This is a genomic window from Paraburkholderia sejongensis (assembly GCF_020880815.1).
GTDB classification, from domain to species: Bacteria; Pseudomonadota; Gammaproteobacteria; order Burkholderiales; family Burkholderiaceae; genus Paraburkholderia; species Paraburkholderia sejongensis.
This window is the reverse complement of the sequence record NZ_JAJITD010000009.1, coordinates 135,592-162,440: the sequence shown is the minus strand read 5'-3', so window position 1 is coordinate 162,440 and position 26,849 is coordinate 135,592. Positions and strand designations below refer to the sequence as shown.

At 65.1% G+C, this 26,849-nt stretch carries 24 protein-coding genes and 1 pseudogene; 14 read left to right on the top strand and 11 right to left on the bottom strand.

Annotated elements, in window-relative coordinates; genetic code table 11:
- Positions 1-325 precede the first annotated feature (325 nt).
- The gene (gene dapA / locus LJ656_RS19070) at positions 326-1,246 is read left to right on the top strand and encodes a 4-hydroxy-tetrahydrodipicolinate synthase (protein ID WP_230510932.1); all 921 of its coding nucleotides are present in this window, start codon (positions 326-328) and stop codon (positions 1,244-1,246) included.
- Between the two features lie 96 nt (positions 1,247-1,342).
- Here the strand turns inward: dapA and LJ656_RS19065 are convergent, their stop codons facing one another.
- The 6 genes and pseudogenes from LJ656_RS19065 to LJ656_RS19040 all read right to left on the bottom strand — a co-directional run bounded on the left by LJ656_RS19065 (position 1,343) and on the right by LJ656_RS19040 (position 8,800).
- Positions 1,343-2,152: a hypothetical protein gene (locus LJ656_RS19065; protein ID WP_230510931.1), complete on the bottom strand. Its 810-nt coding sequence runs from the start codon at positions 2,150-2,152 to the stop codon at positions 1,343-1,345.
- A gap of 199 nt (positions 2,153-2,351) precedes the next feature.
- A complete protein-coding gene (locus LJ656_RS19060) occupies positions 2,352-4,421 on the bottom strand; it encodes a putative bifunctional diguanylate cyclase/phosphodiesterase (protein ID WP_230510930.1) in 2,070 nt (689 codons plus the stop codon).
- 142 nt (positions 4,422-4,563) lie between these two features.
- Positions 4,564-5,340 carry an alpha/beta hydrolase family protein gene (locus LJ656_RS19055; protein WP_230510929.1) on the bottom strand — a complete coding sequence of 259 codons (777 nt, stop codon included), beginning with the start codon at positions 5,338-5,340 and terminating at the stop codon, positions 4,564-4,566.
- Positions 5,337-6,488, bottom strand: coding sequence for a DUF3182 family protein (locus LJ656_RS19050; protein WP_230510928.1), 1,152 nt, complete (start codon positions 6,486-6,488; stop codon positions 5,337-5,339). The genes LJ656_RS19055 and LJ656_RS19050 overlap by 4 nt, the downstream gene beginning before the upstream one ends.
- A 66-nt stretch (positions 6,489-6,554) precedes the next feature.
- Positions 6,555-7,480, bottom strand: a pseudogene (locus LJ656_RS19045) (YncE family protein).
- Between the two features lie 243 nt (positions 7,481-7,723).
- Complete coding sequence (locus LJ656_RS19040) at positions 7,724-8,800, bottom strand: helix-turn-helix transcriptional regulator (protein WP_230510927.1); 1,077 nt, start codon at positions 8,798-8,800, stop codon at positions 7,724-7,726.
- Positions 8,801-8,928: 128 nt separating this feature from the next.
- Here LJ656_RS19040 and LJ656_RS19035 point away from each other — a divergent pair, with 128 nt between their 5' ends.
- Positions 8,929-10,125, top strand: coding sequence for a helix-turn-helix transcriptional regulator (locus LJ656_RS19035; RefSeq protein ID WP_230510926.1), 1,197 nt, complete (start codon positions 8,929-8,931; stop codon positions 10,123-10,125).
- Here LJ656_RS19035 and LJ656_RS19030 read toward each other — a convergent pair.
- Complete coding sequence (locus LJ656_RS19030; protein ID WP_230510925.1) at positions 10,104-11,402, bottom strand: APC family permease; 1,299 nt, start codon at positions 11,400-11,402, stop codon at positions 10,104-10,106. The two genes, LJ656_RS19035 and LJ656_RS19030, sit on opposite strands and share 22 nt — an antisense overlap.
- 197 nt (positions 11,403-11,599) lie before the next feature.
- On the opposite strand from LJ656_RS19030, the gene LJ656_RS19025 reads away from it, so the two are divergent.
- A complete protein-coding gene (locus tag LJ656_RS19025) occupies positions 11,600-11,824 on the top strand; it encodes a hypothetical protein (RefSeq protein ID WP_230510924.1) in 225 nt (74 codons plus the stop codon).
- Positions 11,825-12,023: 199 nt separating this feature from the next.
- Here the strand turns inward: LJ656_RS19025 and LJ656_RS19020 are convergent, their stop codons facing one another.
- Positions 12,024-12,467 carry a rhodanese-like domain-containing protein gene (locus LJ656_RS19020; protein ID WP_230511097.1) on the bottom strand — a complete coding sequence of 148 codons (444 nt, stop codon included), beginning with the start codon at positions 12,465-12,467 and terminating at the stop codon, positions 12,024-12,026.
- Between the two features lie 127 nt (positions 12,468-12,594).
- On the opposite strand from LJ656_RS19020, the gene ftrA reads away from it, so the two are divergent.
- Complete coding sequence (gene ftrA / locus LJ656_RS19015) at positions 12,595-13,560, top strand: transcriptional regulator FtrA (protein WP_230510923.1); 966 nt, start codon at positions 12,595-12,597, stop codon at positions 13,558-13,560.
- A gap of 70 nt (positions 13,561-13,630) precedes the next feature.
- Here ftrA and LJ656_RS19010 read toward each other — a convergent pair whose 3' ends face one another.
- Positions 13,631-14,158, bottom strand: a complete 528-nt coding sequence (locus LJ656_RS19010) for a hypothetical protein (protein WP_230510922.1) — start codon at positions 14,156-14,158, stop codon at positions 13,631-13,633.
- Between the two features lie 461 nt (positions 14,159-14,619).
- Here LJ656_RS19010 and LJ656_RS19005 point away from each other — a divergent pair, with 461 nt between their 5' ends.
- From LJ656_RS19005 to LJ656_RS18995, 3 genes are all read left to right on the top strand, one after another.
- On the top strand, positions 14,620-15,570 hold the full coding sequence (locus tag LJ656_RS19005) for a hypothetical protein (RefSeq protein WP_230510921.1): 951 nt from the start codon (positions 14,620-14,622) through the stop codon (positions 15,568-15,570).
- Between the two features lie 161 nt (positions 15,571-15,731).
- The gene (locus LJ656_RS19000; RefSeq protein WP_230510920.1) at positions 15,732-16,499 is read left to right on the top strand and encodes a bestrophin-like domain; all 768 of its coding nucleotides are present in this window, start codon (positions 15,732-15,734) and stop codon (positions 16,497-16,499) included.
- 68 nt (positions 16,500-16,567) lie between these two features.
- Positions 16,568-17,782 (top strand): DUF2252 domain-containing protein, encoded by a 1,215-nt coding sequence (locus tag LJ656_RS18995; RefSeq protein ID WP_230510919.1) that lies wholly within the window; start codon positions 16,568-16,570, stop codon positions 17,780-17,782.
- 74 nt (positions 17,783-17,856) lie between these two features.
- On the opposite strand, the gene LJ656_RS18990 is transcribed toward LJ656_RS18995, so the two are convergent.
- On the bottom strand, positions 17,857-18,699 hold the full coding sequence (locus LJ656_RS18990) for a helix-turn-helix domain-containing protein (RefSeq protein ID WP_230510918.1): 843 nt from the start codon (positions 18,697-18,699) through the stop codon (positions 17,857-17,859).
- Positions 18,700-18,745: 46 nt separating this feature from the next.
- Positions 18,746-19,303, bottom strand: a complete 558-nt coding sequence (locus LJ656_RS18985; protein ID WP_230510917.1) for a carboxymuconolactone decarboxylase family protein — start codon at positions 19,301-19,303, stop codon at positions 18,746-18,748.
- 218 nt (positions 19,304-19,521) lie between these two features.
- Here LJ656_RS18985 and LJ656_RS18980 point away from each other — a divergent pair, with 218 nt between their 5' ends.
- The 7 genes from LJ656_RS18980 (at position 19,522) to LJ656_RS18950 (ending at position 26,802) form a co-directional block, all read left to right on the top strand.
- The gene (locus tag LJ656_RS18980; protein ID WP_230510916.1) at positions 19,522-19,926 is read left to right on the top strand and encodes a BON domain-containing protein; all 405 of its coding nucleotides are present in this window, start codon (positions 19,522-19,524) and stop codon (positions 19,924-19,926) included.
- Positions 19,927-20,017: 91 nt separating this feature from the next.
- Positions 20,018-20,635, top strand: a complete 618-nt coding sequence (locus LJ656_RS18975) for a dihydrofolate reductase family protein (protein ID WP_230510915.1) — start codon at positions 20,018-20,020, stop codon at positions 20,633-20,635.
- 250 nt (positions 20,636-20,885) lie between these two features.
- Positions 20,886-22,325, top strand: coding sequence for a GH1 family beta-glucosidase (locus tag LJ656_RS18970; protein WP_230510914.1), 1,440 nt, complete (start codon positions 20,886-20,888; stop codon positions 22,323-22,325).
- A gap of 143 nt (positions 22,326-22,468) precedes the next feature.
- Positions 22,469-23,707 (top strand): ABC transporter substrate-binding protein, encoded by a 1,239-nt coding sequence (locus LJ656_RS18965; RefSeq protein ID WP_230510913.1) that lies wholly within the window; start codon positions 22,469-22,471, stop codon positions 23,705-23,707.
- 12 nt (positions 23,708-23,719) lie between these two features.
- The gene (locus LJ656_RS18960; RefSeq protein ID WP_230510912.1) at positions 23,720-24,676 is read left to right on the top strand and encodes a carbohydrate ABC transporter permease; all 957 of its coding nucleotides are present in this window, start codon (positions 23,720-23,722) and stop codon (positions 24,674-24,676) included.
- Positions 24,673-25,587 carry a carbohydrate ABC transporter permease gene (locus LJ656_RS18955; protein ID WP_230510911.1) on the top strand — a complete coding sequence of 305 codons (915 nt, stop codon included), beginning with the start codon at positions 24,673-24,675 and terminating at the stop codon, positions 25,585-25,587. Before LJ656_RS18960 ends, LJ656_RS18955 begins: the two co-directional genes overlap by 4 nt.
- Before the next feature lie 3 nt (positions 25,588-25,590).
- A complete protein-coding gene (locus tag LJ656_RS18950) occupies positions 25,591-26,802 on the top strand; it encodes an ABC transporter ATP-binding protein (RefSeq protein ID WP_230510910.1) in 1,212 nt (403 codons plus the stop codon).
- The last annotated feature ends 47 nt before the right edge of the window (positions 26,803-26,849 follow it).

Below are 26,849 nucleotides of genomic sequence, written 5' to 3'. Positions count from 1 at the left end.
TCGAGACAAAACCGTGCCGCACGCCCGCAACGCGCCCCGCGGCGCGGCTTTCGCGGTTACACTGCCGTTCATGCATTCCGGCCCCATGATCCGACTCCGTTCGTCGCTTGCCGCTCGCGCCGCTCTTTCGAGCGCGGTGGACGCGCGCGCGAACGCCGGCGCGGACCAAGTCGGCGCCAAAGCCAAAAAACAGCCGCTCATCTGACCGGAGCGCTGTTCCGTCAGATGTTGCGACGGAACGACCGGTCGATTGCCCCCACGGCTTCTCCCTTTCTTCCTCGCAGCGCTGAGCGGATTCGATACGGTCGTTATCGAGGTAGAAAACATGTCTGATTTCTCGGGTATCTGGATTCCGCTGATCACGCCGTTCGTCGACGGCGCGGTCGATCACGCCGCGTTGCGCGCGCTGGTGCGCCGCTACGCGGACGCCGGCGTGGCCGGTCTGGTCGCGCTCGGCACCACCGGCGAGCCGGCCACCCTCGACGCGGCCGAACAGGACGCGGTGCTCGCGACGATCCTCGACGCCGCGCAGGCCGCCGCGGCCGGCAAAGCAACGGGCGCCGCGGCAACCGGTATCGCTCCACGCCGTCCGCTGCCGATCGTTGCCGGCGTCTCGGGCAACGACACCGCCGCGATGCGCGCGCGGATCGCCGAACTGAACCGCTTGCCGCTCGCCGGTCTGCTGATCGCCGCGCCGTACTACACGCGTCCGGCGCAGCGAGGGATCGTCGCGCACTTCGAGGCGCTGGCCGACGCGAGCGCGCATCCGCTGGTGCTGTACGACATTCCGCAGCGCACCGGCGTGCGGCTCGAACTCGACACGGTGCTGACGCTCGCCGCGCATCCGCGCATCGTCGCGATCAAGGACTGCGCCGGTTCGCTCGACACCACGCTCGCGCTGATCCGCGACGGCCGCCTGCAAGTGCTGGCCGGCAACGACCTCGAGCTCTTCAATACTGTGTGCGCGGGCGGCAGCGGCGCGATCGCCGCGTCCGCGCATTGGCGGCCGGAGCGCTTCGTCGCGCTGCATCGCGCGTTGGTGGAGGGGAGGCTGGAAGAAGGGCGGCGGCAGTTTCACGCACTGGTGCCGCAGATCCAGCTCGCGTTCGCCGAGCCGAATCCCGCGCCGGTCAAGGCGCTGCTCGCGGCCGGCGGGTGGGTGCGCAACGAACTGCGGCTGCCGATGACGCGCGTCAGCGACGCGCTAGCCGAGCGGCTCGCCGCGTTGAGCGAGGAGGTGGCTTAAGCGGTTTGAGTGGCTTGAGCGGCTTGAGCGCGGGGCGGAGCGGCTGACGAGCCGGGGCCAGCCCTCATCGCCCCCCGGCGTCGCAACACCCGCGACTCAAACATTCCACGACAGCGGCTGCGGATGCGTAATCCCGTCATGCTGCCCATACACATGAGCGAGCCGGTCGCGCCGGCGCTGCAATGCGCGCAACGTGCGGCTCGCCGCGAGCTGCGCGGACGCGCTGCGATCGAGCGTCGCGAGCATGTTGCGCTCGACGCTCAGCAGCTTGAACGCCAGCACGAGCAGCCCGCTCGCGAGCAGCAGGTCGCCGGCGAATACGAACGCGTAGAGCGCCGACATGGTTTGCGGACTGCCGAGCAGCAGCGACAGATGCGAGCGATTGGCCAGCGCGAGCAGGAACGGCAGCGTCGAGTTGAAACAGGCGATCACGCCGCCGATCGTCGCAATCGAACGGGCCGGGCCGAGCTTGCCGCGGCGCGGGCGCCACACTTCGTAGAGCGTGCCGATGCGGTAGGGCAGGAAGAACAGCGCGAGCAACGCGGCGCGCCACAGGATCGGCACGTGGAACGCGAGCATGCCCGCATAGAGCGCGCAGAACAGCAGCGACAGCGCGAGCCCGGTGCGCCACGGCGCGCGGCTGCCGAGCAGCTTGCGCAGGCCCGCCCATAACAACAGCCGGCATTGCAACGCCAGCGTCGCCGCCAGCACTGACAGCACATTGCTGTGCCACGTCAGGTGCGCAAACACGCAGGCCGCCGAGCCGGCATTCAGAAAGAACGCGACGGCCCAGAAGCGGAACGCGACGACCTGGGCGAACGTCCGCGACAACGCGGTGGTGAGCAGGGCGCAGCATAAAAACGTGACCAGCCACAACGAGGTAAAAGTCGCTACATCGAAAGTCATGAACTCTCCAGCACGGTCTGCCTGTGTTTGTTTATTCGTATGCGTCGCCGGTCCCTGAATGCCCGGATCGTGTCCCCCGCCGTGGCGGCAGCCGGCAACGTGATTGCACTGTTCTGATTGCCCGCCCCGTGCGACGCGACGCGCCGGTCGATCCGGCTACCGCGGCGGCGCGCACGGGTTGTTGTGCAGCCCGCTGCGCTTATGCGGCCATCATTCGTCCCCTGAGCATCGCGCCGAAATCGTCGGCGTTGACCGGCTTGCCGAGCAGGAAGCCTTGTATTTCGTCGCACATCATCGAGCGCAGCTGGTCGAGCTGCGATTGCGTTTCGACGCCCTCGGCGACCACGTCCATGTGGAGCGAGTGCGCGAGCGCGATGATCGCCGACACGATCGCGCTGCCTTCCGGCCCGTGCGAGTCGAGGCCCTTGGTGAAGGAGCGATCCATCTTCAGCTGCTTCACGCGAAACCGCTGCAGATACGCGAGGCTCGAATAGCCGGTGCCGAAATCGTCGATCGCGATCTCGAAGCCGCTCGCCTGGAACGCGCGGATCACTTCGATCGTGCGCGCCGCGTCGTGCATCGCCACGGTCTCGGTGATTTCGAACATCAGTTGTGTGCACTCGACCCGTTCGCTGCGCACGATCTCCAGCATCGTGTCGACCAGGTCCGGTTGCAGCAACTGACGCGGCGACAGATTGATCGCCACTTTCATTGCCGGCAGACCCTGGTCGATCCAGCCGCGAATGTGCCGGCAGGTTTCGCGCGCGACCCAGTAGCCGATCTGCACGATCTGTCCGGAGCGCTCGGCGATCGGAATGAATTCGAGCGGCATCAGCGTGCCCATCTGCGGATCGTGCAGGCGGATCAGCGCCTCGGCGCCCGCGAGCGTGTCGCCGCTGGCCTGAAATTTCGGCTGGAACTCGAGCGAGAAGCGGTTGTTGACCAAGCCTTCGTGCAGCGCGTGCTGGATTTGCAGCGTGCGCGTCGCCGCCTCGTTCATGCTGCGCTCGAAGAAACGGTAAGCGCCGCGGCCCGCGCGCTTGGCTTCGTACATCGCCGCGTCCGCATGCTTGAGCAGTGTTTCGACGCTGTCGCCGTCCGCCGGATAGAGCGCGATGCCGATGCTGGGCATCACTTGCAGCGGCTGTGCGTCGCTCCAGGTGCCGCGGCGCATCCGGTCGAGCACGCCGTCGGCGAGCGCGGCCGCGGCGTCGCGGCTCGCGAGGTTTTCCGTTAGCACGACGAACTCGTCGCCGCCGAGCCGCGCGACGGTGTCGTTCGCGCGCACGCACTGTTCGAGGCGGCGGGCGAACGCGATCAGCACCTCGTCGCCGGCCGAGTGGCCGAGCGAATCGTTGATCGTCTTGAAGCCGTCGAGGTCCATGAACAGCACCGCGAACGACGTGTTCTGGCGGCGTCCGTGGGCGATTGCGCTGTCGATCCGCTCGGTGAGGGTCGCGCGGTTCGGCAGGCCGGTCAGCGCGTCGAGCGTGGCGAGCCGCACGATCTGGCCGTTCAGCTTCGACACCGCGCCGAGCAGGAAAGTGGTGCGCACATCGAAGCGCGACAGCATCAATGTGACCGTCAGGATTGCGAACGTAGACAGCAGCACGAGGATCGCCAGCCAGGTCGAATCGATGCCATTGGCCGCGCCGCAGATCGCGCCGGGCGCGAAACCGGCGGCGGCCATACCCGCATAGTGCATGCCGCTGATCGCGACACCCATCACCAGCGCGGCAGCGAAACGTTTGCGCGCGAGGTGGAGGGTGTTTTCGTTGCTGAGCGCGCGCGCCATCCACAGCGCCGCGCTCGATGCGCCGATCGCGATCGCCAGCGACGCTGCGACCCAGCCCGGCTGATAGCTGATCGCGGGCGCCATCCGCAGCGCCGCCATCCCGGTGTAGTGCATGCCGGCGATGCCGAGCCCCATCAGCACGCCGCCGAGCAGCAGGTGGCCCGGCGTCAGGCGCGCGCGGGTGGTCATGCACAGCGCGAGGTACGACGCGCCGATTGCCAGCGCGAGCGACCATGCGGTCGGCCCGAGGTCGTAGCCGAGCGGGATCGGCAGCGAGAACGCGAGCATTGCGACGAAGTGCATCGACCAGATGCCGACGCCCAATGCCAGCGCGCCGCCGAGCCGCCAGATGTGGCGCCGCGGCGCCGAGGCGAGCAGGAAGATGCGGCCGGTCAGATCGAGCGCGGTGTACGACGCGAGGGTCGCCACCGCGAACGAAATCGCGACGAGCCAATAATTGTAAGAACTCTGCATAGTCAGTCGAACCGCGGGGAGGGTGCGGCTGGATATGTTATCGGCTAAATGCGGGTTTTATTTAGACTTTTTGAGAGGCGGCGGAGGGGCGGGCTGGGATGGGTTTGGTGCTTGGCTGCTTGTGGCTATAGCCGTTTTGGCACTACGTTCTCATCTGTTGGGGCGCGGCCCCGCGGACGCCGGCGCGCCGGCCGGCGATCATCTCGGATAACCAGTTCACGACGAGTGCCGTGTACGCCCATTGGCTGGCATCGTCCGACAGCCCATGATCCGCGCCCTCGATGATCCGGTACGTGAGCGAGTGCGCGGACAAAAAGGCCTGCAGGTAGCTGGCGATCGCGGTGTGCGGCACGATCTCGTCGTGTTCCGATTCGACGAGCAGCACATCGCCGCCAAAGCGGGCCGCAGCGCGCAAAGCGCGATTGTCCGACGACGGCACGATCCGTTTGCGATACGCGACCAGATCATGTTCTACATGCAGTGCGCGCTTCGGTGTATTCCATCCATCATCGAGGTAAAGCGCCGGCACGCGCAGGCCCAGCCAGCGCACCGGGCGCAACTCGGTCAGGATGGCTGCGAGATAGCCTCCGTAGCTGCTACCCACCACGGCGACCGCATCACGGTCAATCGACGGATGCGCAACGAGCGCATCGTATGCTGCAAGCAGGTCCTGCAGGTTGGCCTCCCTCGTCACGTTTTGCTGTTCGGCCACCGTGCGCCCATGTCCTGTCAGATCGAAGGTGAGGCAGACGCAGCCGAGCGCCGCGGCCTGCCGGGCGCGCTCGAGGTACTGCTCCTGACTGCCGCCCCAGCCATGCACGAAAAGAACGCCAGGCACCGTTGTCTTCGGCGCCACGAAGGTGCCGTCGAGGTAGCCGTGCTTCACCTTAATTTGCACACCGTAACGGTCCGCTGTCATATGTCGCTCCTCCCTTGAAAGGTGCATGGATCTACCGTGTAGTACTTGGTGATGGCGCCCACGTGCTCATCGACGCCTCGATAGACTATGCACGCGCCATCGGGTATCTGCGCACCTTCTCCATAAAGTTCGCGCGTCGAGGCGTGCACGGCGTATATCCGAGGGGATGCCCTGAACATGCGCAACGCGCCAATCTCCGCACCTGTTGCGCCGCCGACCCGCCACGACTGCTCGAGTACGCCGCAATGGCGTTTGCCTTGCGAATCGACGCCCCAAGCGACGTCGTAGTTACGCCGAGATGCAAAAAAGCCGGCGTAATCCAATTGCACGGCGGCATCGAACGCACTCGACTTGACGATAGCTTCGTGGATGTCGCTTGAGAGGTTGAGCCGCACGAGCATTTCGAAGCCACCGCGCACTACAACCAGATCCGTTCCGCCATACACGTGGTGCCCGTGGTTGTTGACGGTGAGACGCTGCACGCCGTAGTAACTCGCCACCATATCGTCGAGCGTGACCTGACCGACGCTCAGCGTTTCGATCGAATCAAGATGCCGCTCGACGACGATGCCTTCGGCTCGCAACGCCGCGTCGCCGAGCGCGGCAAGCTCCTTTTCCAGTTCATCCATGTTCGCAACGAGTGCCTGTCCTGCGCCGCCGATCCCGTAGGGCCGCTTGATCCGCACACGGCCGTCCTGCCAGAGCATGCGGGCCGCCTTGCGGGCATCATCGCGCGAGAACGCGGAGAAGCCCGGCAGAACCAGCGTCGCGGTGCGCTCTCCGAAGGCTCGCGACCAGCCACGTGGCGAAACCTGCGCGTCGTCGGGCAGGCGGTGTGCGATCACTTTCGTCGCGACGAACGGAAAGGGCACGACGCCACCGAACAGATCGCGCACCGAGCGCACACCAAGCCTGTGCGCTTCGGCCAGCGTAAGCGTGTCGTCAGGAATCAGGTAACGATGTGCGGGATAGGTGCGCATCGCATCGAACTCGCCCGCAAGCCGCGTGCCTTTGAGGTCAGCGATCTGGCTGGCGAGCTCCCATAGCGTGTCGACCTCGTGACCGGCGCGCGCCGCCTTGCGCCCTCCGGGATAGACAAGGACAACGGGTAGCCCTCGCGTCACAGTTCCCTTCACACGATTTCGCATCGAGCATGCCTCCTGAACCGAGCCAGGTCAGCCAAACCTGTTCGTCGTTGCTGTTGAAGCAGAAGGTTATCCGGGTTTCATTACACGTAGCACCGGACGTCCTTCAACGTCCCTCAGCGGGAAGTACGAGCGGTGTGTGGTTGGGTCGATGACCACAACATGCGCATTTGGCCCCAGGCGGCTTTCTCCGATCCTCGCGACAGTCGAGCCTTTCACGCTGAAGACCGATACAACGCCGGCTTCCCCGGCCACATACAGGCGGCCCAGGGCGGGATCGAACGCCAGCACGTCCGGGTCCTTGCCGATGTCGAACGACTGCACGACGCGTCGGGCGCTCATATCGAACACAAGCAGCCTGTGATTGCCCTGACAGGCGATAAATGCAAGCCGGTCCGGCGAATCGATCAGCAGTCCATGATTGTGGTCGGCGCCGCGCAGCGCAATCCGTGCGACGACCTTGTCGATCGCCGGGTCGATTTCAATGAGTTCATTGCGCGTCTGAACGTTGACAAAGACATGATGCGATTGTGGATCGTACTGCGTGTTGCCAACCTCGCCGCCAAGCGCAATGGTCGCGACACGCTGGTTGCTTCGGACATCGACGACCGTCTCGGTGCCGCCCGTCTCGTCCGACGCATAGAGCTTATGCACGTCGGGCGCGTAAGCCATGCCGTCCGGGTAGTGGCCGCCCGGCGTGCGTGCCACTATCTTGAACGTGGCTTCATCGATCGCGACGATCTCCCGTTCCCGTCGCCGAGGTGAGCGATGAACAGCAGGTGGCGATCCGGATCGTAGCTTTCGTAATCGAGTCGGGTCGTGCGACCGGGTAAAGGGATATCGGCGACGTGTGCGAGCGGTGGGTTATCGGCTCGCTCTTCTGCTGCAGCGCGGGGACCCATCGGTGACAGGCCACCTGCAATGGCAGACAAAACAACAAGAGCGAGGTACCACGGGATCGGGCGGCGTGAGCGCCAGTCTTGCAAGGCCTTCATGAAACCCTCCCACGACACGACTACCACGTCCGCGCATAAGCACATGGACGGCAGCGGGTCTGAACACCGTAGAGTTACCGCGCGCTTGCGCTCTGCACATCAAGGGCAGCCTTCCCCTTGCCCCGGTAGTGCAGGAACAGGTTCGCGGCGTCTCATTGGTCATATCACGAAGTTGTGGCGAGCCCTTGGACGGGCTCACCACGGGAACCGGGCGAGTCGCCGGGGCACCGCCGGTACCGGCGCCTAGCCGTTGCGAAAGAACGACTGCAACTGCGCGAGGTTGTGCACATCGAGTTTTCCGTAGATTTTGCGCACATGGTCGATCACCGTGCTTTCGCGGATGCCCATCAGCGTTGCAACTTCCCCATGCGAGCGGCCGACCAACAGATGGGTGCACAGTTGCCGCTGCCGCTCGCTCAAGCCATGCCGGAAGCCCCGCGTCTCCACCTCGAGCGCGAGCGGCGGGAAATGCTCGGCGTAGATCGCGATGCATATGTGTTGCGTGCTCGCGGTAGGGTCCTCGAAGCGATAGCCTTTGAACGTAAATCGGCCGGCGGCACTCACGCGTTCGTGCGCAGGAGGCGCGACGGCATCCCCTCGCCAGATGCTATTGAAATTCGCTAGCAGCGGCGTCAGCCACGGAGGCAGCCGCGCGGGCCGCCCGAAGCTGGCCGATTCGCCGCTCGCCAGCGCAAGCATCCGTATTCCGTCGTCATTCTGCAAAATGATCTTGCCCGCTGTGTCGGCGACGATAACCGTCGACCGGCCAGTCTGCGTGTGCTCGACGTGTTGCGCGTGGGGCGAAGTGAGCGCGTGCGCAATATGTCTGGAGAACGGCCGGATCTCCGCGATATCACGTTCCGAAAACGGCCGGCCATCCGGCATTCGCTTAAGCGTGACACTGCCCCACCCACGTTTCCCGTCGAACGCGGTCATTTCGAGGCTGTGCCTGATGTACACCGGACGATAAAGTTCTTCATACATCGCACTCTTAACCAATGTCGCATCGTTGCGCGCGGAGTTCTCGTAGCCGCGCCCTCGCCGCATGGCAGTCGAAAAGTCGACCCCCATCGCGTCACTCTGCGTTTCTTTGTTATGCACTTCCGACATATAAAGGGGCAAGATGCGATAGAGGCTCTCGTTCTGGCTGAACATCTCGCTGAGCGCATAGTTCGCGTCGGCATAGAAGAACATCCCCCAATCCCCGCCCACCAGCTTCCGGAGTACTTCAACCACGTGTGGAACGACGATGTGCGGATCAATCCCAAGCGAGCACAGGCGCCTTACGTGCCCCGCCAGGGCAGCGTGTTTTGAATGCATTTGCCGTCTCCGAAGTTGCAGGAAACCTGCTATGTCTTTCGTTACTTTCTATACTGTCAGACGGAATATGCAACTGTTACTCCTAATTGGGAGGACCGCGGTCCAATGCATGAGCCGGGGTTCGGAAGATGGAGCATGCCGACTACCTTCACGCCGCGGTGCGCCTCGTCTATCAGGCTGCGCTCGATGCGCGGCAATGGGACGCCGCGCTTGGTTCGGTCGCGAACGCGATCGGTGCACATAAGTCGTTGCTGAACGAAGTGGCCGGCGAGGCCACCGGTGTCATCGTCTCGGCAGGTTTCGAGCCAGCTCATGTGCGGCTACTACACCACGAAATGGTCTCGCGTATGCCGGGTTGGATCAGTGCTATTGCCGTGGGCGCTTCTTTGCGACAATCCTCGGCGATTTCGGACACGGATTTCAGACGTTCGGAACTCTACAACGAAGCGGTTCGCCCCGCGGGGGGCTTCTACGGAATCGTCGCTCCACTCGTTCGGACTCCTGCCCGGCAGGTTTATCTTTCGGCGGGCCGCGAACTGGGCGCGGAGGATTTTTCAACCGAAGATGTCGATGCGCTCAATGTCATCGTGCCGCATCTGATCAATTCGCTCGAGATCGGTAGTCGGCTGGCGCGCGCCAACCTGTACGCCCAGTCGCTACTCGATGTGCTCGATAGGGCGAACGTCGGCATTATTCTCTTCGACGCAGCGTTGCGCCCTGTTTTCGTGAATCGGTACGCCGACGCGCTCGCAGCGCATGGCGCCGGAGTGGTAGTGACGAAAAACAATGTCGCAGCTTCGAAGCACGCGGAAACGCGCTTGTTGCAACAGGCGATGGCTCAGTGCGTCGCTCTGCACCGCGCGAAGCCGGCTGACCGCGACAGTGGGCTGCTACGCGCGGTCCCGATGCGCTGCTATCTTTCTCGCGAGCCGTCACGGCCGGCCCTCGTTGCGAGAGTCATGCCATTTGCAACACCCGAGCAGCCCGGCAGGGATATGGAGCGTCGCGAAGCCGGGACCGCGTGCGGCGCGTTATTCCTTTCAGAACCCGACCGCCCGTTGGCCCTCGACGTTGATGCACTCACCGAGTCATTTCAACTGAGCCGTCGCGAAGCACAGCTAGCATTGTTGATCGCGAACGGATATGGCCTTGCGGAGGCGGCGTCGACGCTAATGATCGGGATCGGTACAGCGCGAGGCTATCTGAAGCAGGTTTTGGGCAAGACCTGTACTCACAGGCGGGCCGAGCTGGTCGCGCTGGTCCTGCGCAGCAGCCTATGCGCTTTCGGATTTGCGGATGGTCGCTACGGTAACGGTGGCGAGTGAGTTTCCGCGAAACCGGCGAGCAGGCGTTTTTCACGCACGCAGTGACATAACGCTCCAAGCGTCAGCAGTGCTATCGGATAGCACATCCGGTAGTTCAGGTCCGCAAGCAGGAAGCAGCAGGAAAGTAGGGCGAGTGGCGTAAGAAGCCATCGCTCTGCGCCACGTCCGGTCTTCCAGCAGGCGAAGATACAGACCAGATAAAGCACCACGAAGTTCTGGTTGGCGATGGTCAGCAGACCGGACAGCTTGATGTGGAACACCGTAGCAGCTGCCAATACTGCAACGAAGCTTACCGCCACCAACAACACCGCGTTGCGCGGCGTACCTCGCCGGTCCAGGCCCAGGCGCGCAAAGACGGGAGGCAGCAAACGGTTTCGACCGGCCGAGTAAAAAAGACGGCTGGCGGCAAACACCCAGGCGTTGGCCGTCGCCTGGATGATCCCCACGGTCACAAGAGAGAAAGCGGCCTGCCAGTGCCGCGGAACGAGATGGGCGACGCCTTCCGCCGCGCCCACGAACGGTTCGTTGCTCGCCGCACCGTTGACGGTGCCCGCGAGCAACGAATACAACACGATTACGACGACAAAGCTAATCGCATACACGTGCTTGATCGCGCGCTGGGGATCGCGGAATTCTTCGAGGCCGAACGAGACGTTTTCCCAACCTATGAATGCCCAGAAAAGGAGGGCGCTCACTTTCCATACCTGCGAGAGCGTGACGCCCGTCCAGTTCGGCCGCATCCACAACAGCATCCCGGCGTGCAAGTCGGCGCGTCTTGACACGCACAGACCGAGCACGGCGGTGGCGATCAGGCCGAGCGAGAGCTGATTGACGAGCGCGGCTGTGCGAATGCCGACGAGATTAAACGCGACGGCTACGAACAGAATCGATACGCAAACGGGGAAATGCGCGCTTTTGTGGAGTCCAAAGGCGACGAGCGCATAGCTTGCGCCGATCATCGACTGAGCCGGAACGGTGAGCGGGAAAGTCCCGCATAGAACGGCCGTCACGGCAAACTCGGCACGCTGTCCGAGCGCGGCTTCAGCGTAACGGGAAATGCCGGCGGCCGACGCATAGTGCGTACCAAGGGTCGCGAACACGCACAGCAGAGGAAGACAGGCAATCGCGCAGGCCAGCCATCCCAGCGCCGCGATTTGCGGCGATCCGAGCTCCAGCGCAAGGCCAGGTAAACCGAACACGCCGGAGCCGACGACCATCCCGACAGCCAGCGCGGTGCCCCCAGGCAACGAAATCTGCCGGCGTAATCCGTTCACCATCGTTCTCCTTACTAGTTAGGGGCTAACTGATTCAACGGTCGCAGGCTGGCCCGTCGTTTCGGCGCGCCGGTCTCACGCGTGAGGTTATTCGCCGGGCTGTGACGATCGCGCTGGACCGTAGGCAGTCCGGCGCCGCGTGGACTTGAACCGGGAGGCTGTAATGACAGTGTTTTCTTGATGCTAGATTCGGCGCGAAGATGAAGCACCCCATGCGCAGGGGGTATCCGCAATTCGGCGACTGGTCGACGCTGATCGCGCGCGGCTGGCGGAAAGAGCGAAGCTACCAGTGCTGCATTGCAAAGCGGGGGTTGGAAATTTCAGCCATCTGCATCGCGTCGCTCACCGGCGTGGCAAGGGCTCGCGTCGGCTTTGCCTTCGACTCACTGCTGCGGCCTGTCGTCTTTTCGAAGGACGACGGTTGAACGGCAGGGCGCTTTCGCCCGACACACCATCTCTAGCGGACCGCCGGTCCGGTTGTCGGAATTGCGTTTTTATCTGTGTTGCCGTCCAGAATCCTGGATCGCATGTTCGATGTCAGCCTGAGTGAGCTCGCGCGGTTTCTCTCTCCTTCAATCAGGCCGTGTTAGCGGTTCCTCCCCTCTCTTTCCTCGCGCGATCACCCTACGCGGGGTCTGCACAGTTCAGCTCAAACCCTTCATCGATCCAACCGGTAACGCCGCCGGCCATCAACTTGACCGGCCGCCCGAGCTGCGCGAGCCGCAGCGCGCCGCGGGCGGCGCCGTTGCAATGCGGGCCCGCGCAGTACGTGACGAACAGCGTGTCGGCCGCGTAGCCGCTCAGCTTTGAAGCGACGATCTTGCCGTGCGGCAGATTCAGCGCGCCGGGCACGTGGCCCTGCGCGAACAGCGCGGGGCTGCGCACGTCGAGCAGCACGAAGCCGGGGTTGCCGCTCGCGAGTGCGGCTTGGACGTCGGAGCAATCGGTTTCGAATTGCAGCGACGCCTGGAAGTGCGCGAGCGCGGCGGCGCTGTCGGCGGCGGGGATCGCGGTGACGGCGTTGGTGGCCGAGGTGGAAGCAGTGGCGGCAGCAGCAAGGTCGGTCATGGTCATGGCTATTCAGAGTGTCAGGTTTGAGCAGGTTGTCCGACGCGCGTGTCAGGCGATTCGATTGTGCCGGCCGGGACCTCGCCCGATAAGTGGCGTAATCGTCAATCTCCGGTAACATCGCGCCATGCAAAACCATCTCGTCGTCGCGCTGGCATACGACCGGCTCTGTACCTTCGAATTCGGCTGTGTGACCGAACTGTTCGCGCTCGAGCGTCCCGAACTCGGCGTGCCCTGGTATCGCTTCGCGGTCTGCGCGAGCGAGCCGGGCCCGATTCGCGCGGCGGGCGGCATCACGCTGGCCGCGCCGTACACGCTGGAATTGCTCGCGGACGCCGACACGATCGTGATCCCCGGCTGGCGCGACGCCGACGAACCGCCGCCCGCCGCGTTGCTCGCCGCGATCCGCGCGGCCTACGAACGCGGCGCGCGGCTGTGCTCGATCTGCTCGGGCGTGTTCGTGCTGGCGGCGGCCGGCGTGCTCGACGGCAAGACCGCGACGACCCACTGGCGCTACGCGGACAAGCTGCAGCAACGCTATCCGCGGCTGCGCGTGCAAGCGGATGCGTTGTATGTCGATGCCGGTCAGGTGATCACGTCGGCGGGTTCGGCGGCCGGACTCGACATGCTGCTGCATCTGGTGCGGCGCGATCACGGCAGCGCGATCGCCAATCGCGTCGCGCAACGGCTGGTGGTGCCGCCGCATCGCGAGGGCGGCCAGGCGCAGTTCGTGCCGCGTCCGGTCGCGCCCGACGACAGCGGGCGCATCGCGAAGCTGATGGACTGGGTGCGCGGCCACCCGGCCGAGCCGCACACGCTGCGCTCGCTGGCCGAGCGTGCGGCGATGAGCCCGCGGACGTTGCAGCGGCAGTTCCGCGACGCGACCGGGATGGCGCCTTATGAATGGCTGGTGCGCGAGCGGGTCGCGATTGCGCGCGAGTTGCTGGAGGCGTCGGCGGCGCTACCGATGGCGCGCGTCGCGGAGTTGGCCGGCTTCGGTTCGGAGGAGTCGCTAAGGCGGCATTTCCGGCGCATCGCGTTGACGAGTCCGGGCGCGTATCGGCGCAAGTTCGGCGGCGCGGAGGAGGGGTAGTGAGTTGCGGCGGTTCGCGCGAATCCGGGGCGGCGCCCAGCGCGTTGTGCGCGGCGCGCCGCCGACACGGTCAGGTCGGCGAGCGCCGCCGGCGATTGATCGCATAGTGCGCGGCGCTTATCGTCGCGAACAGAATGGCGATCGAGGTCGCCGGAAAAGCCCAGGCGAGCAGCTGATAGGCGCGTTCGATTCCACAGGCTTGCTCGAGCCACACCCACAATGGATGCGCGGCGTCCGTCAGGATCGGAACCCGCGCGTACCACCATAGCGCGTTCGCCAGCCACAGCAGCGCGGTGGCGTCGAGTGCCAGCAGGGGAATGTAAAACGCGCCGTTCGAGCGTTTCGATCGGGTCCAGCGGCGATATCCATAGACGAGCAGTCCACCGATTGCCACCGCTGCGACGAGCAGCGATAAACCAAACACGAGGTCGAGCTTGTCGTCGACGGTGGTCGCGCCGTACGCTTGCAGCAGCCAGCGCCAGCCCGGATTCGAGAACTGTAGGACAGACTCGCCGAGGCGCTCCGACCATAGCGCGCTGATGCCGGCGAAGCACAGGAGCGCCAGCGCGCCGGATAAAACGAGGGCGAGTTTTTTCATCGCACCGTCAACACGCGGTAAGTGGACAGCGCGGTACCTTCCACACGTACACGATGTGTTGCCGGGGAGCGCGGTAAGGTGGCGCCAGTCGGCCTGTTTAGTTCGAAGCTGCATTCAAGCATAAGAACTCGTCCGGTTTGGGTGAAGAGATTGACAATTGCGTCGAAAACGTCGCGATAGCGCTCGAAATGACGAGCAAGGGGCAGTATCTTGGAACCGGGCGTTACACCACTTGATCCGCCGCATGATTTGTCGATGTTGGCGTTGCGGGCGCCGCAGAGGAAGTGCGGCTCACCCCCATTCAGGCAGTGACACCAAGCCCGTTTCCCCCAATCGCGCAATCCCCATTTTTCTGTCAGCATCACGAGCGCGGCATCGACGCTCGCACACAGCATCGGCCGCTATAAAAACGGCGTTTTGAAACGGCTTTCGCAACACCCACGTTCTCTCGTCTGGTGCTCATGAACCTCAAAAACGCCGTCGTCTCCGCGGCTTCCGTACTCACGACCGCCACCGCGCTCGCGGCGCTCGCCGTCGCGCTGGGGCCGGCGAGCGCGGCCGCTCCCGCACAGCACCCCGACTCGCGCGCCGATCTGTACCGCCGGCAGTTGCTCGCCGGCCAGAACGTCGCGTGCCGCACCAACGCGTCGTGCGCGGCGCTCGGCGTGGCCGCGCTCGACGCGGGACGCATCGCCGACGCGCAATCGCTGGTCGCGATGGAGGCGGCGCTCGCCGAGGCGACCGTGCTGCAGGCGACCGACAACGATTCGCCGAAAGCGCTGAGTTCGGCCCGCGCGCGCGTCGCGATGGCGCTCGTGCATCAGGGCGACGTGCAACTGAAGCTCGGCGCGCTGCCCAACGCACGAGCGTTCTACCGCAGCGCGCTCGCGCGCGGCGACGACTATCCGCACGACGCATTGCTTGGCCGCGCGGTCGGCGCGGCGCGCGAGCGCTTCGAGTCGATCGCGCATAAGGAGCTGGTGAACGGTGTGCCGGCCGACGGCGCCCGCTTTCGCCGCTATATGTTTTTCGGCGCATGGAACAGCATCGACGTGAAGCCGGTGAAAGGACGCCATGGCGTGTACCGGATCGACGGCGACTTCGTCTATCCGATGGTCGACGCGCAGGGCGAGCCGAGCGCGAACGTCGGCGACCTGTCCGCGTATGTGCGCTTCTTCGACGGCGTCGCCCGCGTGCCGGTCAGCGACACCAGCAGCAGCGCGCCGCTCGACGCGACCGCGAAGATCGCCGACCTCGCGCGCTACGACCGGCAAGACGACAAATGCCTGCTGGAGTTCCGCCTCGTCGCGCCCGAAACGCTCGACGTGCGCACGCACGGCTCGCCGCAAGCGTGCGGCTTCGGCCACAACGTCAGCGCGGACGGACGCTACTTTCTGATGACGGGTTTCTGACCAGCCGGCTCGCGCTTGCACGCCCGGTTTTTTGCTGCGCTCTGGCCGCGGCGGGACGGCGCCGCTTATCATGCAGACGGTCGTGCCCGCATCGTTGCGGGCCGCGGTTCGTGTTCGCGAATCACAACAACGCACAACAACGCACAACAACAACGCACGCCATGCCAAACGTTCTGAACCATCCCGAACTGGTGTTCATCGTTTCGTTCGTCATCATGTGGGCGTCGGCGCGGATCGGCGCGACGCTGCTGCGCCGCTTCAGAAAAATCGCCGACGATGCGCACGACGACTTCAGCGTGATCCAGGCCGCGACGCTCACGTTGCTCGCGCTGATCATCGGCTTCACGTTTTCGATGGCGGTCGGCCGCTACGACCAGCGCGAGCATTTCGAGGAAGAGGAGGCGAACGCGATCGGCACCGCGTACCTGCGCGCCGATTTGCTGCCTGCCGCCGAGTCCGCAGCGCTGCGCAGCGCGCTAACGAGCTATCTGGACCAGCGCGTGCTGTTCTATACGACACGCGATCCGCGGGCGCTCGAACGCGTCGATAGCGAGAGCGCCCGGCTGCAAAACCGGATGTGGTCGGCCGTCAGAAGCGCGGCGGCCGCGCAGCCGACGCCGATCGCCGCGCTCGTCGTTACCGCGGTCAACGACGTGTTGAACACCCAGGGCTATGCGCAGGCCGCGTGGTGGAACCGCATCCCGGCCGCGGCCTGGGGCTTGATGGCGGTGATGGCGATGTGCGCGAATCTGCTGGTCGGCTACGGCGCGCGCGCGTTGAAAGCGGGCGAGGGCCTGCTGCTGGTGGTGCCGTTGGTCGTGTCGCTCGCGTTCACGTTGATCGCCGACATCGACAGCCCGCGCGGCGGCATGATTCATGTGCAGCCGCTCAATCTGCAGGCGCTGGTGCAGTCGCTGCGGCCGCATTGAATTCGCGTCAGGCGCGGCGGTCACATGCTCACCCGGCAAGCTTGCCGCTCATTAATGGAAGCCGTCCCATGCCCGATATTGCACAGATCATCGCCGCTTACAACGCCGGCCGCGACCCCGAACGGCTCGCGATGAAATACAAGGCGATGCGCGGCTCGCCTTTCGTGTTTCTGCGCGGCACCTGTCATCTGTTTTACGAACGGCTGCCGCGCGCGAAGGTGCTCGACGATGCACCGCCGGTGTGGATCTGCGGCGACATGCATCTGGAGAACTTCGGCAGCTACAAGGCCGACAATCGCCTGATCTACTTCGACAACAACGATTTCGACGAAGCCTGTCTCGCGCCGCCGCCGTACGAACTGGTGCGGCTGCTCACCAGCGTGCTGGTCGGCGCAGCCGATCTGAAGCTGAGCCGCGCGCAGGCGCTCGCGCTGTGCCATACCGCGCTCGACGCGTACGGCGCCGCGTTGGCTCAGGGCAAAGCGCGCTGGATCGAAGCAGAGATCGCGACCGGCATGGTGCGCGATCTGTTCGACGCGCTCGCGAGCCGCACGCGCGCCGCGCACCTCGACCGGCGCACGGTGCTCAAGGGCAAGACCCGCGCGCTGAAAGTGGACGGCAAAAAAGCGCTGCCGGTGAGCGACGCGCAGCGCGCGGCGGTGCTGCAATTCATGCAGCAGTTCGCGGCGGGCGAGCCGAACCCGCAGTTCTATCGCACCCTCGACGTCGCGCGACGGATTGCCGGCACCGGCAGTCTCGGCGTCGATCGCTATGTGATTCTGGTCGAAGGCAAGGGCTCGCCAGACGGCAACTATCTGATCGATCTGAAGGAGGCGTTGCCGTCGTCGGTCGCCCCGCACGTGAAAACGGCGCAGCCGAAATGGCAGAGCGAAGCGCAGCGCGTGGTCGAAGTGCAGCGGCGCAATCAGGCGGTCTCGCAGGCGTTTCTGCACGCGGTCGATTTCAATCAGCGTTCCTACGTACTGCGTAGCTTGCAGCCGTCGGAGGACCGCGTCGCGCTCGCCGATTGGGACGGCAAGCTGCCGCGTCTCGAAGAAGTGATCAACACGATGGCCGAGCTGAGCGCATGGGCGCATCTGCGTAGCGGCGGCCGGCAGAAGTCCGCGATCGCCGACGACCTGATCGCATTCGGTAGCCGGCGCGACTGGCAGTTGCCGCTGGTCGATCTGGCGACGCAGTGCGCAGCGCAGGTGAGCGCCGACTGGAAGGACTATTGCGATGCGTATGATCGCGGCGCGTTCGAGCCGACGGGGAAGGCTTGAAGTTCGGCGCGGCCGCGTCGCGAGCTGTGAGCTGTGAGCTACGAGTGCGTCGCGTCGCGTCGCCGGCTCGTGCCTTACCGCGCCGGCGCATGTGCGGCGAGCAACTGAAGATGGCGCGTTTCGGTTTCGTCGTCGGCGGGGAACATGCATTCGAGCCGCAGTTCCTGGGCGGCCACGTTCTGTGGCGCAGCCACGCTCGTCACCAGCGAGAAATAGCGCAACACCACGCCGTCGTTGACGAAGCCGAGCGGAATCACCGGCAGCGTCGCGCCGTCCGGCCCGTGGTGCGCGTTCCAGTCGCGCGGCACATCCGGGTACGCGAGCAGCGCGTCGAGCAGGCTGCGGGTGCCGGCGTCGATCGCGTGACCGACCGACTCGCGGTACACCCGTTGCAGCAGGCTGCGCGACACCGCATCCCAATCGGCCACGAAAGGGCGCATCCCCTGCGGATCGAAGATCAGATGCAGCATGTTGCGCGGACCCTCGCGCGCGGCCATGTCGACGAAACAGCCGAAAAAGCGCGGCGCCGCGTCGTTGGTCATCAGCACGTTCCAGTGACGGTCCATCACGATCGCCGGAAACGGCTCGTGCTGTCGAACCATCCGTTCCAGCGCGCGGGTGATGCCGTGCATCTCCCGCGCGTTCCACGGCGCATCCGCATACATCGGCGCGTAGCCGGCGGCGAGCAGCAGCGCGTTGCGCTCGCGCAGCGGCACTTCGAGCGTTTGCGCGAGCGTCAGCAACGTGTCCCGGCCAGGTACGCTGCGTCCGCTTTCGATGAAGCTGATCTGTCGTTGCGATACGCCGGCCTCGAGCGACAGATCCAGCTGACTCATCCCACGTACGTCGCGCCAGTAGCGCAGCAGGTCGCCCAGGTCGCGCGATAGTGCGTTCGGAGCGGGTCGGGTGGCGGTCATCGGATGGTTCCGGGGCGGTGTGGATGGAGGGTGTCGCAGCGGGGCTTCACTGCGCGGGCGCATGCCATGCGAATGCCTCGAACGGTGCTTCGAGCGGCGGCCGGGTCACGCTGCTGGTGTAGTTCGTGATCGTCGACGCCGCGACCACCGCGATCACTTCCAGCAGTTGCTCGGCGCTGAACCCAGCGGCGAGAAAGCGCCTCTGATCCGCGTCGTCGAGGTGGCCGCGCTGCTGGATCAGCGTGCGCGCCAGCGCCGACAGCGCGGCCAGCTGGCTGTCGGCGGGCGGCAAGCCGTGGCGGATCGCATCGACGTCGGCGGGCGGCACGTGTTGCTGCAACGCCAGTGCGGTATGAAACGCGACCGGCCATTCGCTCGCGTTGGTGACCGCATTGGTCAGCAACAGCGTCTGAATCTGCGGCTCGCTCAGACTGCTCGCGTGCACGCGCTCGAACAGGCCGATAAAGCCGTTGATCAGCGTCGGCGAGACGGCCATTGTGGCGGCGATGTTCGGAATCAGGCCGAACGCCTGCTGCAATTGCTGGAGCACGGGCTTCGATTGCGCGGGGGCGGATGCGATCGTGTGAAGGGGGTAGCGCGACATGGTATCTCCTCGGTCGATGGGCGCTGCCGGACATGGCGGCGCATGACGGGCAGAGTAGAAGCGCGTCGCGGGCGAGGCAATTACACCGCATGTAATCGGGCGTTTGTGCAGACGATTACATTGCGCCGTCGTACCGGCGGCTCTAGTATGGATGAGCGCGCGACGCGGCTCGCGTGGATGGCCGGGTCGTGCCGGCTCAACTCCTGTCAGGACACAACATGAAAATAATTGCTGCGAGGCGGCTCGGCGTAACGATCTGGATGGCGATGCTCGCGAGCGGCGCGAGCATCGCGCATGCGCAAAGCGCGGCGAATCCCCCAGGCGGGGCGCTGCTGCGCGTGGCCGGGCCGAGCTCGCCGCCGGGAACGAGGCCGGACACCTCGGTGGTGCGCGACGTGCGCCGCGCGTTGCAGCGCGTGCCGGACATGGACGATTCGACGATTCACATCCGGGTGCAGCACGGCGTCGTCACGCTGACCGGCACGGTGCCCGAGACCTGGCAGATTTCGCGCGCGGCCAATGCGGCACGCGGCGTGCTCGGCGTGAGAAGCGTGTCGAACCGCCTGACTCTGCGCAAGCAGCACGCCGCCAACGGCCAGCGTTTGATGGTGTCGGCCAACTAGGCGCGCGGCCGGCGCTTGCATCGGGCGCGGCCGGCTAAGGGCGAATGGCCAACGGCCAACGACCAACGACCAACGGCGAACGGAGGACATCATGCGCAAGCTCACGGTATCCGCGTTCATCAGTCTGGACGGGGTGATTCAGGGGCCGGGCGCGCCGCAGGAGGATCCGGGCGGCGAGTTCCGCTTCGGCGGCTGGATCGTCCCGTATGCCGACGAAGCGATCGGCGACAACCTGCAGGACCTGCTCTCGCAGCCGTTCGATCTGCTGCTCGGGCGGCGCACCTACGATATCTTCGCGTCGTACTGGCCCGGCGTGTCGGCCGACTCGGGCAACTGGGCGATCGCCGATCTGTTCAATCGGGTCGGCAAGCATGTGGCCACGCATCGGCCGGACAGCCTCGGCTGGCAAAACAGTCATGCGCTGCAAGGCGAGCTGGCCGACGCGGTCCGCGCGCTGAAACAGCAAAGTGGCGCCGATCTGCTGACGTTCGGCAGCGGCGCGACGATGCGGCAACTGTTCGCCGCCGGCCTCGTCGACGAACTTCGGCTGGTGATTTACCCGGTGATACTCGGACGCGGCAAACGGCTGTTCGGCGACGACGGCTTGCCGCGCGCGTTCCGACTGCTGCGCTCGACGGTGACGCCGGGCGGCGTGCTGATCACCCACTACCTGCAGGACGGCGAAGTGCGGACCGGGGCGTTCGATTGACGTGTTCGTGCTCGCGTCACGCGCATCCATTGCAGTGCTAAGCGATGCGCACCGCATCGTCCGATCGTGCGTGCCAGCAGCGCTCCAGACAAACCCTCATTGCCGCAAAGATTTGCCCACTGCTATCTTTCGCTGGTCCGTGTGGAAGCGCTTCCACTGATGAATCCGCGGCAGCTTTCGGGCCGCTGCAAACGGCAGCGCCCCCCTTCCGCCACACCCGCTTCAACGACCTCAGCGCAGGAGAGAATTCGTGGAAAACGAAGCATCCGCAGTCATCGACGCCGCCCGTGTGCCCGCCCCGAACCAGCCGCATCAGGAGCCGGGCAGCGACCCGCGCAGTGATCCCTTCACGCCGCCCGAAGACTCGTCGCTATGGCGCCAGGACTTCCTGCTCGGCGCGGCCACCGCGTCGTATCAGATCGAAGGCGCGATCCATGAGGACGGCCGACTGCCGTCGATCTGGGACACCTTCTCGGCGACGCCCGGCAAGGTGCTGGCCGGCGACACCGGCGAGCACGCGTGCGATCACTATCACCGCTGGGAACAGGACGTCGAGCTGCTGGCGGGGCTCGGCCTCGAAGCGTACCGGCTGTCGGTCGCGTGGCCGCGCGTGATGGACGCGAGCGGCGCGCCGAACCGCAAGGGCATCGATTTCTACAAGCGTCTGCTCACGCGTCTGAAAGAGAAGGGCATCACGACGTTCGCGACGCTGTACCACTGGGATTTGCCGCAGTATCTGGAAGATCGCGGCGGCTGGCTCAATCGCGACACCGCGTACCGTTTCGCCGATTACGCGGACTTGATGAGCCGCGAACTGCATGGCCTCGTCGACGCATGGATGACGCTCAACGAGCCGTGGTGCTCGGCGTTCCTCGGCTACGGCAACGGCCATCACGCGCCGGGTCTGACCAACGTGCGCTACGCGACCCAGGCGATGCATCATCTGCTGCTCGCGCACGGTCTCGCGGTACCGGTGCTGCGCGCGAACGATCCGCGCGCGCATGTGGGCATCGTCGCCAATGTCGGGCGCGGCACGCCCAATAGCGACAGCGCCGCCGACCGCCGCGCGGCCGAGCTGTTCGAAGTTCAGCACAACGCATGGATTCTCGATCCGTTGCTCAAGGGCGCCTATCCGCAAGCATTGTTCGAGTTGTGGCCGGGCACCGAACCGCTGGTGCTCGACGGCGATCTGCGCACGATTGCCGCGCCGCTCGATTTCCTCGGCATAAACTATTACTTCCGCACCAACGTCGCGAGCGACGGCGCGCATGGTTTCAAGGAGGTGCCGCTGGCCGGCGTCGAGCGCACGCAGATGGGCTGGGAAGTGCACCCGGACGGCCTGCGCGATCTTCTGACCGGTTTCAAGGAGACCTACACGAATCTGCCGCCGATCTACATCACCGAAAACGGCATGGCGTCCGACGACAAGGTGGTCGACGGCCGCGTCGACGACCCCCAGCGCATCTCGTTCGTGAAGCGCCACCTCGCCGCGGTCGATCAGGCGATCAAGGCCGGCGTCGACGTGCGCGGCTATTTCCTGTGGTCGCTGATGGACAACTTCGAGTGGGCGTTCGGTTACGAGCGGCGCTTCGGGATCGTGCATGTCGACTACGGCACACAGAAGCGCACGCTCAAACGCAGCGCGGAACTGGTCGCGAAGTTTCTGAAGGAGCGCAAGGCGCTCGCGTGACAGCGCGTGCCACGAGCCTGAGAGCCACGCAAACAACAACACGACGAGCGCCGCGCGAAGCGGCGCCAGCAACGCGGTAACGAAGGGTGGAGCTGGTTAGTCTTTCGACTTGACACACGGGCGGTGATCCCGGAGGAGACGGAATGAACAGCAGCAAAATGGTCTTACGAGGCGTGGCTGCCGCACTGGCGCTGTACGGCGTCGTCGCGCACGCGGAGCCGCTGAAGGCCAACGTGATTCACTGGTGGACCTCGGGCGGCGAATCGGCCGCGATCCGCCAGTTCGCCGACGCGTACGACAAGGCCGGCGGCAAGTGGGTCGACAACGCGGTGGCCGGCGCCGACCAGGCGCGCTCCACCGCGATCAACCGGATCGTCGGCGGCGATCCGCCCACCGCCGCGCAGTTCAATACGTCCAAGCAGTTCCACGACCTGATCGACCAGGGACTCCTGAATAACGTCGACGACGTCGCCACCAAGGAGAACTGGAGCGGCATCTTCCCGCAATCGATTCTCGACAGTATCCGCGTGAAGGGCCATTACTACGCGGCGCCGGTCGACATCCACATGCCGGCCTGGTACTTCTATTCGAAGCCGGTGTTCCAGAAAGCGGGCATCGCGAGCGAACCGAAGAGCTACGACGAATTCATCGCCGATCTCGGCAAGCTGAAAAGCGCGGGCGTGATTCCGCTCGCGTTCGGCGGCCAGCCGTGGCAGGAAAAGATCACCTTCGACGCGGTGCTCGCCAACGTCGGCGGCCCGGACCTGTATCTGAAGGTGTATCGCGATCACGACGCGAACGCGGTCAACTCGGAGGCGTTCCGAAAGGTGCTGGTGTCGTTCAAGCGCCTGCACGATTTCGTCGATCCGGGCTCGCCGGGCCGCAACTGGAACGACGCGACCGCGTTGGTGACCTCGGGCAAGGCCGGCGTGCAGATCATGGGCGACTGGGCCAAGGGTGAGTTCGTCGCGGCCAATCAGACCGCGGGCAAGGACTACGGCTGCTTCCCGGGCTTCGGCGCGCGCTCGCCGTATCTGGTCGCGGGCGACGTGTTCGTGTTCCCGAAGACCGACAACGCGACCGTGATCAAGGCGCAGAACCTGCTCGCCACGGTGATGACCTCGCCGTCGGCGCAGGTCGCGTTCAGCGCGAAGAAAGGCTCGATTCCGATCCGGCCCGACGTCGATGCGAACAGCCTCGACGTGTGCGCGAAAGAGGGCATCGCGATCATGAAGGACAAGTCGCGCCAGTTGCCGAATCCGGAAATGCTGCTGTCGCCGGATACCCAGGGCGCGCTGACCGACGTCGTGACGAACTTCTGGAACAAGAACCAGTCGATCGACGACGCGCAGAAAGCCTTCGCCAACGCACTCAAGAGCTAGTAGGGTCCCGCCATGCACGCGCTCAAGCTGCCAGCCGATGGTTCGAAACCGCTTCACCAGGCGGGCCGTGCGCCGCGTCATAAACCGCTGAAACGGCGCTTTTCGATCGCGGTCTGGCTGGCCTTGCTGCCGATGCTCCTGACCGTCGTGTTCGCGTATCTGGGCACGATGGTCTGGACCGCGCGGGTATCGCTGACCAGTTCGCGGACCTTTCCGTCCGACAACTTCATCGGCCTCACGCAGTACGCGCGGCTGTTCCATAACGACCGCTGGCTGGTGTCGCTGCAGAACATCGTGATCTACGGCGCGTGTTTCATCGTCGCGTGCATGGTGATCGGTTTGCTGCTGGCGATTTTCATCGATCAGCGGGTGGTCGCCGAAGGCGCGCTGCGCACGGTGTTTCTGTATCCGTATGCGATGTCGTTCGTCGCGACCGGGCTGGTGTGGCAGTGGATCCTGAATCCGGAACTCGGCGCGCAGCAGGTGCTGCACAGGCTCGGCTTCACGCATGCGCGCTTCGACTGGATCGTCGATCAGGACTGGGTGATCTACACGATCGTGATCGCGACCGTGTGGCAGGCGTCGGGTCTCGTGATGGCGCTGCTGCTCGCCGGCTTGCGCGGGATCGACGAAGAGCTGTGGAAGGCCGCGCGGCTCGACGGCATTCCGCGCTGGCGCGTGTACGCGAGCATCGTCGTGCCGATGCTCGGACCCTCGATCTCGACCGCGTTCGTCCTGCTGTTCGTGATGGTCGTGAAGTTGTACGACGCGGTCGTCGCGATGACCCAGGGCGGGCCCGGCACCGCCAGCGAAGTGCCGGCCAAATTCATCATGGACTACCTGTTCGGGCGCGCCAACATCGGCCTCGCGTCGGCCGCGTCGATCGTGTTGCTGGCCACCGTGCTGGCGATTCTCGCGCCGTTCTTCTATGCGCGCAGCCGCGCGGCGCTGCGTGGAGAGAAAGCATGAATACGCTCGATGCTTCGCTGAAGGGGCCAACCACAAGGGCGCACGCGCGGCCGCGCCGCTCGGCGTTCTCGCCGGCGCGCATCGGCATTTATCTGTTTCTGCTGAGCGCCGCCGCATTCTTCCTGTTGCCGCTGTACGTGATGCTGGTCACGTCGGTCAAGCCGATGAGCGAAATCCGCGTCGGCAATCTGCTCGCGTTTCCCACTCATTTCACGCTCGACGCGTGGAGTGCCGCGTGGCAGTCGGCCTGCACCGGGCTCGACTGCAACGGCATTCGTGTCGGCTTCTGGAACTCGGTGCGGATCGTCGTGCCGAGCACGGTTCTGTCCATCGCGGTCGGCGCGGTGAACGGCTATGCGCTCAGTTTCTGGCGCCCGCGCGGCGCGGGCCTGCTGTTCGGCGTGCTGCTGCTCGGCGCGTTCATTCCGGTGCAGGTGATGGTCTATCCGCTGGTGCGCGTGCTCGCGAGCGTGCATCTGTTCAGCTCGCTGCCGGGCGTCGTCGTGATTCATACGATCTTCGGGATGCCGGTGATGACGCTGCTGTTTCGCAACTACTACGTGTCGATTCCGCAGGAGCTGTTCAAGGCCGCGCGGATCGACGGCGGCGGCTTCTGGCGCATCTTCCTGCAACTGATGCTGCCGATGTCGACGCCGATCATCGTGGTCGCGCTGATCATGCAGGTCACCGGCATCTGGAACGACTTCATTCTCGGCCTCGTGTTCGCCGGCACCAGGAACCTGCCGATGACCGTGCAGCTGAACAACATCATCAACACGACGACCGGCGAGCGGCTCTACAACGTCAACATGGCGGCGACCATTCTGACGTCGATGGTGCCGCTCGCGGTCTATTTCGTTTCGGGCCGCTGGTTCGTGCGCGGCATCGCTTCCGGCGCGGTCAAGGGGTAGGGCATGGCAAACATGGCTAATACGATGAATGCATCGGTCGACGCGCTCGCGGATGCGGCCAGCGCAAGGGACGCGAGCGCGGCGCTCACGCAGCCGGCCAACGTCGCGGTCCGCAATCTGACGATCCGCCTCGGCGCGAACACGGTGATCGAAAACCTCGATCTCGACGTGAACGCGGGCGAGTTCGTCGTGCTGCTCGGGCCGTCCGGCTGCGGCAAGTCCACGCTGCTGCACAGCATCGCCGGCCTGATCGACGTCAGCGACGGCAGCATCGAAATCGCCGGCGAGGACATGACGTGGGCCGATCCGAAAGATCGCCGCATCGCGCTGGTGTTCCAGTCGTATGCGCTGTATCCGACGATGAGCGTCGAGCGCAATCTGTCGTTTGCGCTGCGTATCAACGGCACGCCGAAGGCGGAGATCGCGCGGCGGGTCGAGCGCGCGTCCGAGATGCTGCAACTCGGGCCGCTGCTCAAACGCAAGCCGTCGCAACTGTCGGGCGGCCAGCGCCAGCGCGTTGCGATCGGCCGCGCGATCGTGCGCGAGGCCGACGTGTTCCTGTTCGACGAACCGCTGTCGAATCTCGATGCGAAGCTGCGCACCGAGTTGCGCCGCGAGCTCAAGCAACTGCATCAGCGGCTCGGCGCGACGATGATCTACGTGACCCACGATCAGGTCGAAGCAATGACGCTCGCCACGCGAATGGCGGTGATGCGCGGCGGCGTGATCCAGCAGTTCGGCACGCCGGCGCAGGTGTACGCGCGGCCGGCCAACCTGTTCGTCGCGACCTTTCTCGGTTCGCCGGCGATGAATCTGCTCAAGGGCACGCTGGAAACGAGCGACGGCAACACGTCTTTCCGCACGCCTCACTTGCGGCTCGACGTGTCGTCGTATGCGTTCAACGAGACGGCCGACCCTGCGCCCGCGGCGCCCAGGCACGGCCAGCGCTGCGTGCTCGGCGTGCGCGCCGAAGACGTGCACGTGCGGGCGGGCTCGGACACCGGTGCGAACGACAGCGCACGCGGCGAAGCCGCAAAAGTTTCGCTGGTTGAGCCGATGGGCAACCACCGGGTGATCTGGCTCGACTATCATGGCGAGCAGATCGCGTCGATCGATCAGACCAAAGCGGCCGTTGCCGAAGGCGACACCGTGGCGTTCTCGCTCGACGCCGCGCACGTGTCGCTGTTCGACGAAGCGGGCGGCGCGCGTCTGTGACGCCGCCGCGCCCGAACGCGAGGCGGCGCCCTATGTAAACAGCGCCA